At 33.8% G+C, this 12,724-nt stretch carries 16 protein-coding genes; 15 read left to right on the top strand and 1 reads right to left on the bottom strand.

Features of this window, described 5'->3' with window-relative positions; translation table 11 throughout:
- The first annotated feature begins 9 nt into the window (after positions 1-9).
- Both fliS and fliT read left to right on the top strand, forming a co-directional pair.
- Entirely contained in the window at positions 10-390 is a 381-nt protein-coding gene (fliS, locus tag A9G48_RS02545; RefSeq protein ID WP_065575746.1) for a flagellar export chaperone FliS, read from the top strand.
- Between the two features lie 12 nt (positions 391-402).
- Entirely contained in the window at positions 403-750 is a 348-nt protein-coding gene (fliT, locus tag A9G48_RS02540) for a flagellar protein FliT (RefSeq protein ID WP_034947224.1), read from the top strand.
- An 80-nt stretch (positions 751-830) separates the two neighbouring features.
- Here the strand turns inward: fliT and fliE are convergent, their stop codons facing one another.
- Positions 831-1,142, bottom strand: coding sequence for a flagellar hook-basal body complex protein FliE (fliE, locus tag A9G48_RS02535; protein WP_034947227.1), 312 nt, complete (start codon positions 1,140-1,142; stop codon positions 831-833).
- A gap of 178 nt (positions 1,143-1,320) precedes the next feature.
- Here fliE and fliF point away from each other — a divergent pair, with 178 nt between their 5' ends.
- From fliF to fliR, 13 genes are all read left to right on the top strand, one after another.
- Positions 1,321-3,030, top strand: coding sequence for a flagellar basal-body MS-ring/collar protein FliF (gene fliF / locus A9G48_RS02530; protein ID WP_065575745.1), 1,710 nt, complete (start codon positions 1,321-1,323; stop codon positions 3,028-3,030).
- Positions 3,030-4,028 (top strand): flagellar motor switch protein FliG, encoded by a 999-nt coding sequence (fliG, locus tag A9G48_RS02525; RefSeq protein ID WP_034947231.1) that lies wholly within the window; start codon positions 3,030-3,032, stop codon positions 4,026-4,028. The genes fliF and fliG overlap by 1 nt, the downstream gene beginning before the upstream one ends.
- On the top strand, positions 4,021-4,773 hold the full coding sequence (locus tag A9G48_RS02520) for a flagellar assembly protein FliH (protein ID WP_162174526.1): 753 nt from the start codon (positions 4,021-4,023) through the stop codon (positions 4,771-4,773). Before fliG ends, A9G48_RS02520 begins: the two co-directional genes overlap by 8 nt.
- A 31-nt stretch (positions 4,774-4,804) precedes the next feature.
- Positions 4,805-6,139 carry a flagellar protein export ATPase FliI gene (gene fliI, locus A9G48_RS02515; RefSeq protein WP_034947637.1) on the top strand — a complete coding sequence of 445 codons (1,335 nt, stop codon included), beginning with the start codon at positions 4,805-4,807 and terminating at the stop codon, positions 6,137-6,139.
- A 21-nt stretch (positions 6,140-6,160) separates the two neighbouring features.
- The gene (gene fliJ, locus A9G48_RS02510; RefSeq protein ID WP_034947237.1) at positions 6,161-6,622 is read left to right on the top strand and encodes a flagellar export protein FliJ; all 462 of its coding nucleotides are present in this window, start codon (positions 6,161-6,163) and stop codon (positions 6,620-6,622) included.
- Positions 6,612-7,805, top strand: coding sequence for a flagellar hook-length control protein FliK (locus A9G48_RS02505; protein ID WP_034947240.1), 1,194 nt, complete (start codon positions 6,612-6,614; stop codon positions 7,803-7,805). Before fliJ ends, A9G48_RS02505 begins: the two co-directional genes overlap by 11 nt.
- Before the next feature lie 181 nt (positions 7,806-7,986).
- Entirely contained in the window at positions 7,987-8,454 is a 468-nt protein-coding gene (locus A9G48_RS02500; protein ID WP_034947244.1) for a flagellar basal body-associated FliL family protein, read from the top strand.
- A gap of 5 nt (positions 8,455-8,459) precedes the next feature.
- Positions 8,460-9,506, top strand: a complete 1,047-nt coding sequence (fliM, locus tag A9G48_RS02495) for a flagellar motor switch protein FliM (protein WP_051825344.1) — start codon at positions 8,460-8,462, stop codon at positions 9,504-9,506.
- Positions 9,499-9,879, top strand: a complete 381-nt coding sequence (gene fliN / locus A9G48_RS02490; RefSeq protein ID WP_034947247.1) for a flagellar motor switch protein FliN — start codon at positions 9,499-9,501, stop codon at positions 9,877-9,879. The genes fliM and fliN overlap by 8 nt, the downstream gene beginning before the upstream one ends.
- Complete coding sequence (fliO, locus tag A9G48_RS02485; protein ID WP_034947250.1) at positions 9,879-10,316, top strand: flagellar biosynthetic protein FliO; 438 nt, start codon at positions 9,879-9,881, stop codon at positions 10,314-10,316. Before fliN ends, fliO begins: the two co-directional genes overlap by 1 nt.
- Positions 10,317-10,322: 6 nt before the next feature.
- Complete coding sequence (gene fliP, locus A9G48_RS02480; protein ID WP_034947253.1) at positions 10,323-11,063, top strand: flagellar type III secretion system pore protein FliP; 741 nt, start codon at positions 10,323-10,325, stop codon at positions 11,061-11,063.
- 114 nt (positions 11,064-11,177) lie between these two features.
- Positions 11,178-11,447 (top strand): flagellar biosynthesis protein FliQ, encoded by a 270-nt coding sequence (gene fliQ / locus A9G48_RS02475; protein WP_034947256.1) that lies wholly within the window; start codon positions 11,178-11,180, stop codon positions 11,445-11,447.
- A gap of 5 nt (positions 11,448-11,452) precedes the next feature.
- Complete coding sequence (gene fliR, locus A9G48_RS02470; protein WP_051825346.1) at positions 11,453-12,247, top strand: flagellar biosynthetic protein FliR; 795 nt, start codon at positions 11,453-11,455, stop codon at positions 12,245-12,247.
- Positions 12,248-12,724 lie beyond the last annotated feature (477 nt).

The following is a 12,724-nucleotide window of genomic DNA, read 5'->3' as shown; positions in this document are numbered from 1 at the left end:
GGAAATAAAATGTATACAGGTGGATCACAAGCTTATAAACAAGTGAATTTAGAAACGCGTGTTAGCCAAGCATCACCTCATCAGTTAATTGTATTACTATTTGATGAGGCTCTTAACGCAATTAAACTAGCTAGTTTGTATATTCAAAAAGGTCATATTGCTGGCAAAGGTACTGCAATTTCGAAAGCGATTAATATTATTGATAATGGGCTTAAAAGCTGCCTAGATTTCGAAAAAGGTGGTGAAATTGCTGAAAATTTAGATCGCTTATATCACTATATTAGCCAACAATTATTACTGGCTAATTTGCATAATGATCAAGAAAAATTGCAAACTTGTTTTGATTTGCTCAACAATATTACTGAGTCTTGGCGTGAGATTGCTAAATAAAATAGGATAATTATGCAAGGAAATAACTTATTAGAACAATATGAACAATTTAATTATATTGTTGAACAAATGTTAATTAATGCCCAAAGTGAAGATTGGGATTTATTAACCACTTGGCAAGAAAAATACCAACAGTTATCAGAAAACCTAATGAAAACAGGAATGCTAGAGAAAACAGAGATGTTCCCCGCTCAGCATCGAGACATGATAGCCATGTATATAAAAAATATCTTAAGTTATCAACAACAACTAATACAATTACTCAGCGCACGTCATAGGCAGTTAGGTACATTGATAGGAACAAATATCAGCCACCAAACGAAAATTGCCAATTATCAACAAATAGCACAATTAATTTAAAATAAATAAACCATATTAAAAATATACTAAAACCATAACTTATTTATTAATAAGTTATGGTTTACTAGCGATGAAATCAATTAAATATTCATATTCATAATTTCTTGATAAGCTGCAACCAATTTATTACGGACTTGAATACCAAACTGCAATGAAACCGATGATTTTTGCATATCGACCATGACTTCATTTAATGCAACATTAGGATCCCCCATTTCAAACGCTTGCGCTTTTTGATTTGCCTGCATTTGAGCTTGGCTTATTTTATTTAATGCATTTTTTAGTTCACCCAAAAAATGGTTATCTGCTGATATTGGTTGTTTTTGTGGAAAATTCGTGATTTGGTTTAGTTTTATTGGTGTAATACCATTAAAATCGTTCAAAATATTCATTAATATAAAAACTACTTGTATTTGTTTTGGTCAACATAGCAAGCAATTTAACATACAACTAAAAATCTAAAACCTTTAAGTAAGGGGAAAAGACTTTGCTTTTTTAACTATTGATTTTTTTAAATACACAGATAATAGACCCTAGAATTAATCTAATTAGTTTAGCGTTAGGATTTTTATGGCTGGCCAAACTGTCGGTACTAAAGACGAATCAATAGTAAATAAACTACCTTTTATCAACAAACTAAAGCAAAATCGAAAGATGCTACTTCTTATTGTAGGTGTAGTTATTCTATCGATTATCTGTTTAGCTTATTTATGGATAAAAGATGAGTCTTATGGCGTTTTATTCAGTAATTTAAATGATAAAGATGGTGGAGAAATTATTAGCCAACTTGATAAAATGAATATACCTTATAAATTTTCATCATCGGGCACAACTATCTTAATTCCTGACGACAAAATTTATGATACCCGCTTGCGTATTGCACAACAAGGATTACCTAAAGGTGGTGCGGTAGGTTTTGAATTGCTTGATAAAGAAACCTTTGGTATGAGCCAATTCAATGAACAAATTAATTACCAACGAGCATTAGAAGGTGAGTTATCAAGAACAATTTCAATCATTAGCAGCATTAATGACGCTCGTGTACATATAGCAATACCCAAACCTTCGTTATTTGTTAGGGAACGAAAACCCCCTTCTGCGTCAGTCGCTATAACATTATTACCAGGTCGCGGCTTATCACAAGGTCAAATCGATGCCATTATCCATTTGATTTCAAGTAGTGTACCTGAATTACAGGCAGATAAAGTAACCATTATCGACCAGCATGGTCATTTATTAACAGGCGATAGCTACCAAGGCAGAAATGCGAATGTTGCTCAATTAGAATTTAATGAAAGAATTGAAAATAATGTCCGAGAACGTGTTGAAAAAATTATTATTCCGATTTTAGGGAAAAAAAATGTCATGGTACAAGTCAATGCTGATATTGACTTTAGCCGACAAGAATCAACATCAGAAATATATGACCCTAATAGTGATATCGCAAATCAAACAATTCGTAGTAAACAACAAGTTGAAAATCGCCAATTAGCTAATCATACTAATATTGGTGGCGTACCTGGCGCATTATCTAATCAACCTGTACCCATACCAAGCGCACCAATTGATGGAAAAACAGAATCAGCAGAATCGGAAGAAAATAAAAAATCCTATAATTTACAATCAAATAATACATTTAATTTTGAAGTAAACAGGCAAGTTGTTCATAGCAAAATCCCTGAAGGGCGAATTAAACGCTTATCCGTTGCGGTGTTAGTAAATTATAAATTTATAACAACGGAAGCTGAGGGTAAAGATGATAATGAAGAACAATCAGATGAAGATAAAACAACAGAAAAATGGGTCAAACTTGATAGTGATGAACTAAAAAATATTGAAGCATTAGCACGTCAAGCCATGGGCTTTTCTGAAGTACGCGGTGATACATTAACCGTCGCTAATTTAAAATTTACTGACCAAATATCAGAAGAAAACGAAAGCTTAGCCTTTTGGCAAACTCAAGAATTTTATGATATGACCAAATCAGGCATTAAATATCTGATCTTTATTTTCATTGCTTGGATACTATGGCGCAAAGTTTTACGTGGTATTTGGCTGAAGTTACAACGCCAACTATTTATCACTAGCGAAAAAACATCCGATTCACAATCAAGCGTAAGTGATGAAAAATTAGATTATAAAGCGCACAGCAAACAGCAACAAAAAATATTTGAAGATAATATGCATCAGCAACAATATATTCGAAAAATTGTTGAAAAAGATCCTCGTGTAATGGCTTTAATTATTCGTGATTGGATAAACAAGGAGGATATAGAATAATGAATTTAAGCGAATTGCAAAAAGCTGCCACTGTTTTAATGGTATTAGGTGAAGAGCTTGCTGCACAAGTCATGCAATACTTAAACACTAAAGAAGTACAACAGATTAGTAGTGCCATGATGTCACTACCGCAACTTTCACAGGAACAATTAAAAAGTATCCTTAATGAGTGTCAAAAAACCCTCGAAGAATGTGCCGTATTAAATACCGATACCAACGGTTATTTACGTTCTGTACTTGAAAGATCACTTGGAACCGAAAAAGCAGATCGTTTAATCGATGAATTGTTAGAAACGGATCGAGAAGAAGCAACTGACGGGCTTGAAATGCTTAATTTTGTCGATGCTGCTCGAGCAGTTGATCTAATTAAAAAAGAGCATCCACAAATTATTGCCACTATTTTAGTTCACTTAAATCGCGATTTAGCAGCCGAAATTCTGAACTTATTTGATGATGAATTACGTAATGATGTTATGTTACGTATTGCAACTTTTGGTGGTGTGGAACCGTCAGCACTCAAAGTATTATCGACTTCTTTATCAACGTTATTACATGGTCAAAATATCAAACTAAGCAATATGGGTGGAATACGTACCGCAGCAGAAATTATTAACTTAATGAAATCACAGCAAGAAGAGTTAGTTATCAATGCATTGCGCGATTATAACAGTGAGCTTGCACAAAAAATTATTGATGAAATGTTCTTATTTGAAAATCTGGTGGAAGTTGATGATAGAAGTATCCAACGCCTACTTAAAGACATTGATAACGAAACGCTTATTATTGCATTAAAAGGTGCATCAACGGCATTACGCGACAAGCTATTAAGCAATATGTCACAACGTGCAGCATCTATTTTACGTGAAGATCTAGAAAACAGACCGCCTGTGCGATTATCTCAAGTTGAAACCGAACAGAAGAAAATCTTGGTTATTGCGCGTCGTTTAGCCGAAAGTGGTGAAGTTATCTTAAGTAGCGGTGATGATGAGTATGTTTAATCGATCAGATAAATCAGACTGGAAACCTTTGATTTTCGAGAATTTATCTATATCAACGCCATCACAAACAGATGAACAAATTAGCATTGAAACCATTGATGACAGTGAACCTGAATCAAATTCAATGGAAACAAAGAGCACTGAAAAAATAACACAAGAAGTCTTAGAGCAGCTAAAACAAGAGACAATAACACAAGCATATCAGGAAGGGTTTAATGCTGGTAAAACCGAAGGTTTTGATGAGGGAAAACAAGCTGGTTATAAACAAGGATACCTTCTTGGGCAACAAGAAGGTCGTGAACACATTGAGCAACAACTTAATGATGAAAAAATAAAGACTGTGCAGGCAATGTGCGAATTAATTAATAACTTTCAGCAATCAATTAATGATATTGATGAATTAATTGTCCCAAAATTGTTTGATTTAGCATTAGCTGCTGCACAAAAAACCGTTGGTACGATTTCCAAAGTAAAACAAAAGCAATTAATGCACACCTTAAACACGTTTATTGAGCAAAGACCGATTTTTTCTCAACCTATTTCACTGCATCTCAATCCAACAGATTTGCAATGGTTAGAACCAATATTTAATGATGAAAAAAAACAATATCACTGGGAATTAGTTGCTGATCCTAATATTGAAATTGGTGGATGTAAAATTTTTAGCGATAACAATGAAATTGATGCCAGTACTACTCATCATTGGCAAATGATGGCTGACTGTTTACACAAGGATACACATTAACGTGAATTACGCATCTTTATGGGCTAATAAAATTAGTCAAGCAACACAGCAACTTCAATCCTTATCTTTAATACGACAATATGGACGTTTAGTAAAAGCATCAGGATTAGTCCTTGAAGCAGTCGGATTACAACTACCTTTAGGTTCTAATTGTTTTGTTGAGCGGCAATCTCATGATCAAATCGACGCAGTAGAATGTGAAGTTGTTGGATTTAATACACAAACACTTTATTTAATGCCTTTTGAATCGACTGATGGCATTTTATTAGGTGCAAGAGTTTATACCTCTCAATATGATTTAACACATTTTAGTCATAAATTATTACCCGTTGGTATGGCGTTATTAGGTCGAGTTATTGATGCTATGGGTAAACCATTAGATGGAAAACCCTTACCCGCTCATATCGAATATGCTGGTTTATCAAGCAAATCGCTTAATCCATTAAAACGCACCCCCATTCATCAAGTACTTGATGTCGGTGTACGAGCAATCAATGCATTATTAACCGTAGGGCAAGGTCAACGTATGGGCTTGTTTGCAGGTTCAGGGGTTGGCAAAAGTGTCTTACTGGGTATGATGGCACGCTATACTCAAGCTGATATTATTGTGGTGGGCTTAATTGGGGAACGCGGCAGAGAAGTTAAAGATTTTATTGAAAACATTCTGGGTAAAGAAGGGTTAGCTCGTGCCGTTGTTGTCGCAGCGCCAGCTGATGTATCACCATTATTACGCTTACAAGGTGCAGCATACGCCACCAGAATTGCCGAAATTTTTCGCGATCAAGGGTTTAACGTTTTACTTATTATGGACTCATTAACTCGTTATGCAATGGCACAACGGGAAATTGCCTTAGCCATAGGCGAACCACCAGCAACGAAAGGGTATCCACCTTCTGTTTTTGCAAAATTACCTGCACTGGTTGAAAAAGCCGGCAATGCAGAAAATGGCAAAGGTTCAATTACAGCATTTTATACGGTATTAACCGAAGGAGATGATCAACAAGATCCCATTGCCGACTCGGCCAGAGCTATTTTAGATGGACATATTGTTTTATCACGAACTCTTGCTGAGTCAGGTCACTACCCTGCCATTGATATTGAAGCATCAATCAGTCGGGTAATGACCGATCTTACTGCCACAGAAGATGAAAAAAAATCAAGATTATTTAAACAACTGTTTTCAAGTTTTCAACGAAACCGAGATTTAATTAATGTAGGCGCTTATGTCACCGGTACCGATCCCTTATTAGATAAAGCGATAACATTATACCCTACCATGCAAAAATTTTTACAACAGGGTATTGGTGAACATTGCTGTTATCAAGATGCTTATCAACAATTAAGTGCAATTGTTGATCCAAAATAAATCTATTAGGAAAGCACGACGATGAATAAAAACTCTTCACAACTTGCGTTTTTAACATTAAAAAAATTAGCACAAAAATCGGTAAATGATAGTTTGATCAAATTAAAAAAGGCGACTGACAATCATCAACATGCAAAATCACAACTCAATATTTTGAATAATTACTATTGTGAATATCAACAAAAATTAAGTGAAGCTTTATCAGAAGGCATTAAAGGATACGAATTGAATAATTTCAATGCATTTATTGCATCAATTGAACAAGGTATTGCAAAACAAAAAAAGCACCTATTAACTCTGAATATGAAGCAAAAACAGATAACCAATCAATTCAATCAATCCCAAAAGAATTTAAATACCTATAAAACATTATTAAATAAACAACATTATCGATACTTACAACAACAAAATCGTTTACAACAAAAGCTAACCGATGAATTTGCTCAGCAACAATTAGCAAGGAGAATATCAAATGAATATTAACCCTATTAATGATTTAAATTTAACCTCTTCTTGTCGTTCTGGAATTGTTGAAAACAATGCAATAACCAATAATAATGATTTCTTTCAACAAGTAAAACAACTTAGTGAAACACAAACAAATCAAAGTAAAGATTTTAATCAAACTAAGTTAGAAGGCGCTGATGATTGTAAAGATGAAAAAGATACTGATCTTTTAACGATAAGCTGTTACCCCATTGATATTCAGACAACCAATCAACAAATATTAACGGTTGAAAGTACGATACCAAATAACAATCAAATGTTATTGATAACAAATAATCTAAACCTTGAAGAAGTATCTGATGATAACTTATTTGATGCACAACCAGCCACATTTGAAAATGAACCGACAAAACAATTATTACTTACAATTCACCAAAGTGAAGAGTTAACCAATAAATCCATGCAAAAAACTGCTCTTCTGTCAGAATCTAACATGAAAATCGGGCATAAATTTGATCAAACGGCTGAGATAAAAACCGATATCAATCAAAAATTAATGGGCAGCCAAAGTATAGCCAATAATAAGATGATAAAAGCCGATAACTGGCAAATTGAGTTTGAAGCAAGTCGAGATACTACACTAAATAGTGTCAAAGAAACGTTCTTTACAGCTGCTGCTGAAAATAAGCAAAATCAGATATTTCCTCAACCTAACATGGCACTGACTTCATTAACTGTTGATTTGCCAACACCTATGCATTCTTCAACATCTACACCTTTGCCAATAATGGGGAATATTGAAACATGGAAAACAGCATTAACAGAGAAAATTATTATGCTTAATCATCAAGATATGCAAACAGCTGAAATCAAATTACACCCGCAGGAGTTCGGCTCATTACATATTAAACTTGCCATGATTGACGATAAAATGAATCTTCAAATGATTGCAGCACACACTTATGTTAAAAATGTATTAGAATCAGCATTACCTACTTTAAGAACCTCATTAGAAGAACAAGGTATTATCCTTGAACAAACCGATATCAGTGAATTTTCAATGATGAATAATGCCGATGATCAGTCAGCAAGATATCAACAAACCCAAAATAAACAATCACCCGTAACATTATTATCGGATACTACCGAACAAAAATCTGAACAACACGATATTGAAAAAAATCAGGTAACAAAATCAGGGTTAAGCATATTTGCATAGCGAATCGGACGTAATAGATCATTATATTTTCGCTTACAAGAATAGTAAAAACGTTGAATAGGTCATATTTTTATAGCCTATTCTTCAAATCAATTCCATGAGCATAATTTATTATTTTTTTAATTTTAGCCGTTAAATTAGCGGAAAGTACTTTTACATTTTTACTGAGACAAGAATAATTATGTCAACCAATAAGAAAAAAATAAGTGTTGTAAATATAATACTTATCCTAATTACGCTGTTAGCTGTAGGTGCTTGTGGTTATCTATGGTTTCAAAATCAGCCAAAAGATACGCACCATATACAAGAAGAACAACCCGTTTTATCACCGGTTTTTCTAACTTTAAAACCATTTACGCTTTCACTACCAAAATCAGAAGATAATGCAGACATTAATAAAATTGTTTATGTTGGTATGGTATTACGTGTTGCTGATGAAAAACAAAAATCAATATTATTAGAATATTTACCTGAAGTAAGAAGTGACATATTGCTTTTAATATCAAAACAATATGTTAGTAACTTAAAACAAGAGTCAGGAAAGATCGATTTACAAGAAAAAATTAAAATGACTTTAACTCGGCAATATGATGCAAAACATTGGGTAAAAGTGGATGAAGTTTTATTTACTGATTTTATCTTAAGGTGATTATTATGCCTGATCAGAACGAAGAAAAAACAACATTAAATGAACCTGATGATACACAACCGGTATCCGACAGTTCAGTGATTATCGAAGAAAACAAAATTGAGTCATCTGTTATTTCGTATCCACCAGGCAAAAAAGCGAATGTTAAACCTTATGATTTATCGGTCAAGCATCGGTTTATACCAGAACGTTTAACTGCTCTAGAAATTATTAATGAGCGTTTTGCTCGTCAGTTTAGAATTGGGTTATTTAACCGATTACGTCGTAATACTGATGTCATAGCTTTACCTGTTGAACCTCATACTTTTGAAGAGTTTTCTGACACTTCATCGGCAAATCATTTAAATTTAGTACATCTTAACCCATTAAGAGGTACGAGTTTATTTTCATTTTCGCCTGAATTAGTCTTTATAATTGTTGATTCATTATTTGGAGGTGATGGACATTCGCCGCAAATAGAAACAGAAGGTCGAGAATTTACGCACACTGAACAACAAATCATTAACAGAGTATTGGAATTAGCATTAGTTATTTATCAAAATTCATGGGCAGATGTCTACCCGATTGAAGCCCAATATGTTCGTTCTGAAATGCAAAGTAAATTTACTAATATTACTAATTCACCTGATGATATTGTATTAACAACCAAATTTAAAGTTGAAGTTGGTCACAGTAAAGCAACATTTTGTGTTTGTATTCCTTATTCAATGGTTGAACCCATTAAAGAATTACTAATAAAACCCCCTGCTGAGCAAAAAACGTATCAAGATGATAATGTCTGGATGAGTTCATTAACTAGTGGCATCAAACATTCAGCAGTCGAATTGGTCGCTAATTTTACCAAAATTAATACAACTGTAGATAAATTACTAACACTAAAAGTCAATGATATTTTAGTGATAGAAAAACCAACTAATATTGATGTAACTGTCGGAGGAGTGCCTATCTTAACGGGTAATTACGGCAAAATGAATAAACAATATGCAGTTCAAGTTGAACAGGTCATTAACCCTGTATTAGAACAATTGCATGAAGGAGTGTTTAATGACTGATATCAAACAAAATAGTGACGAGAATCAAAACGCCACCATAACAAACGATGAATTAATGACAAAAGAAGCTGTGTTTGAAACACTATCGCCACAACAAACAGAAGATAAACAGCAAGATATCAACCTTATCCTTGATATCCCTGTAAATTTGAGTGTTGAGCTTGGCAGAACCAAAATGGCGATTAAAGATCTATTAAATTTAACCCAAGGCTCCATTATTGCATTAGATGGGCAAGCAGGTGAGCCTTTAGATATATTAATTAATGGTTATTTAATTGCACAAGGTGAAATTGTGGTTGTGGGAGATAATTATGGGGTACGCATTATGGATATTATTACCCCATCAGAACGTGTACGCAGGTTGAGCCGTTAATGCCTGTTAACATCACAAATTTGGCTCAACCTCAGGCTACAATAACAAGCACAAATGCTCTATCAACGCCACCTTCAGAGTTTAATATTTACACACAAGTTGGAACGTCCATGGGGATGTCATTTATTGGTATTATCGGTGTTATTTTACTGCTTGGATGGTTAGTTAGACGCCTAGGTTTAAAAAAAACAACGAATCAATTTATGGACATAAAAGCCACATATAGCCTATCGCCCAAAGAACATATTATTTTAGTTCATGTGGATCAACAGTTATTAGTAGTTGGCGTGACGCCTCAACAAATGACATTACTGCATACCATTAATGAACAACGTACTGAAATATTACTTTCGACAAAAACAAACAAGGCAAACTTTTCGAAAAATAATCTATTTCAGCAAATATTACAATCAACTTTAAAATCAAAAAAGGAGTAATAACAAGTGAGGTTAAAATTAATCATTTTACTAAGCTTATTGTTACTTAGCCTACCTAGTCATGCTGAGGTTTATCCTCTTTCTGTTATTACTCAAACAGCACAAAGTGGTGAACAACATTGGGCATTACCAGTAGAAACATTAGTTTTTTTAACATTACTGACATTTATACCAGCAATATTATTATTGATGACTAGCTTTACGCGCATCATTATTGTGCTAGGTTTGTTACGTAATGCGCTAGGCACCCCCTCTGCGCCACCTAATCAGGTTATTTTAGGAATTGCACTATTTATGACCTTTTTTATTATGTCCCCCGTTATTGATAAAATTTATCAAGATGCTTATATACCTTACTCGCAAAATCAAATCACTATGCAAGAGGGGTTAACTACAGCTGCTAAACCACTTAGGGAATTTATGTTAACTCAAACCCGTGAAAATGATTTATCACTATTTGTTAACATGTCGCATGAAACGAATATTCAAACACGTGAAGATATCCCTTTAAAAGTGCTTATTCCTGCTTTTGTAGTAAGTGAGTTAAAAACAGCTTTTCAGATAGGTTTTACAATTTTTATTCCTTTCTTAGTGATTGATTTAGTCATTGCCAGCACACTTATGGCATTAGGCATGATGATGGTGCCACCAGCAACGGTATCACTGCCATTTAAATTAATGCTATTTGTATTGGCTGACGGTTGGCACTTGCTATTAGGTTCATTAGCCCAAAGCTTTTTTAGTTAAAAACTAACATTAGTTAAAAACAGTAGATGAATAAAGGCAAATTAGCTAAACATAATTCAATTAAGAAGTTATTTCATCAACCATTCATTAAACAAGGTAAAATTAAGGAATTATATGTCAACTGAATCTATTAGCGCCCTTGCAATACAGGCAATCAAAGTAGCAGCATCATTGGCAAGCCCTATACTTCTCGCCGCTTTAGTGACAGGCTTAATCATTAGTTTATTACAAGCGGCGACACAAATTAATGAAATGACATTATCTTTCATTCCTAAAATTTTAGCGGTGATTATTGTATTAATTGTGCTTGGACCGACAATGCTATCGACAATGACAGATTTCATCAAAATGGCTCTTACCAATATCCCTAATTTAACTAGCTAAATTTAATGAATCTTAATATTAATGATTTATTCAATATTGATTATTTTATTTTAATTCGCAACTGCTTTTTCCCGTTTGTGCGGATTCTAGCATTGATAATGGTTGCCCCCATTACCGGAGAAAGAGAAATACCCAAGCGAGTAAAAATAGGATTAGCTTTACTCATTGCAATTCTGCTACCTTTACCACAAATTAACGAAAATATAAGCCTCTACTCATTTGAAGGAATATGGGTTATTTCGCAACAAATTCTCATTGGTACTGTAATTGGTTTAACAATGCAATTTGCCTTTATGACAGTTAGGATGGCAGGTGAATTAATTGGTATGCAAATGGGGCTTGGCATGGCTACATTTTTTGATCCAATTGGTGGACCTTCAACCTCAGTATTATCTCGTTTAATTAACCTAACCGCTTTACTACTCTTCCTTAGCTTAGACGGCCATTTATGGTTACTTTATGGTTTAGCTAACAGTTTTGATATCATACCTGTTAGCAAAATACCACTAAACAGTAATGGGTATTTAATGTTAATTGATGTCAGCCGTCTACTTTTTATCAATGGAATCATGTTAGCTCTACCATTAATGACTCTACTATTAATCATTAATATGGCATTAGGATTATTAAACAGAATAACTCCTCAATTATCGATATTTGTTGTTGGCTATCCTTTAACTTTATTATTAGGGCTAATCATGCTAGCTTATTTAATGTCGATGCTACCCGCCTTTGCCGAGTTTATTTTTGAACAAATATTCGAACGTATTTCAATGATGCTAGGGGCGTTTTTAAGATAAAGGAATTAACACTTAAATCAAATTTTCCCCAACAAACTAAAGTGAATACTATAGGTATAAAGAATAGAAAGATCTTTTCATTAAACTTAAATTACCTAAACTATCCCCCCAACAAATAGAAATCTAATTAAAAAAGCGAATTCACTATTGACGACAGATGGAGTTGTTCTGTTGATAAGGTCTCCATACGTATATCCTTACTAAAATAGCAGTAAGTAAAAAATAAAATGATCAATAGGGCAATAATGAAAAGGTAATGCTTACTTATTAGTCGAAGTTCCATCTTGTTTATTAACTTCAAGTAATATATCGACAACGGCACTCAAGGCAAATTTTTGCGTAGTTGACTCTTTGTATGCGGAAGCTCTATCGGTAAATGCATACGGGCTTTAATACGATCAATGGGGATTTTCACCGAACACTTAGGTACCGTGCCATCGCCATTACCTTTTGCCGGTTTAAGAGTGTAACATTCGG

The sequence above is a fragment of the Gilliamella sp. wkB18 genome, assembly GCF_001690875.1.
In the GTDB taxonomy this organism is placed as follows: Bacteria; Pseudomonadota; Gammaproteobacteria; order Enterobacterales; family Orbaceae; genus Gilliamella; species Gilliamella apicola_A.
The sequence above is the reverse complement of the archived record's forward strand: the minus strand, read 5'-3'. Positions and strand labels throughout refer to the sequence as shown.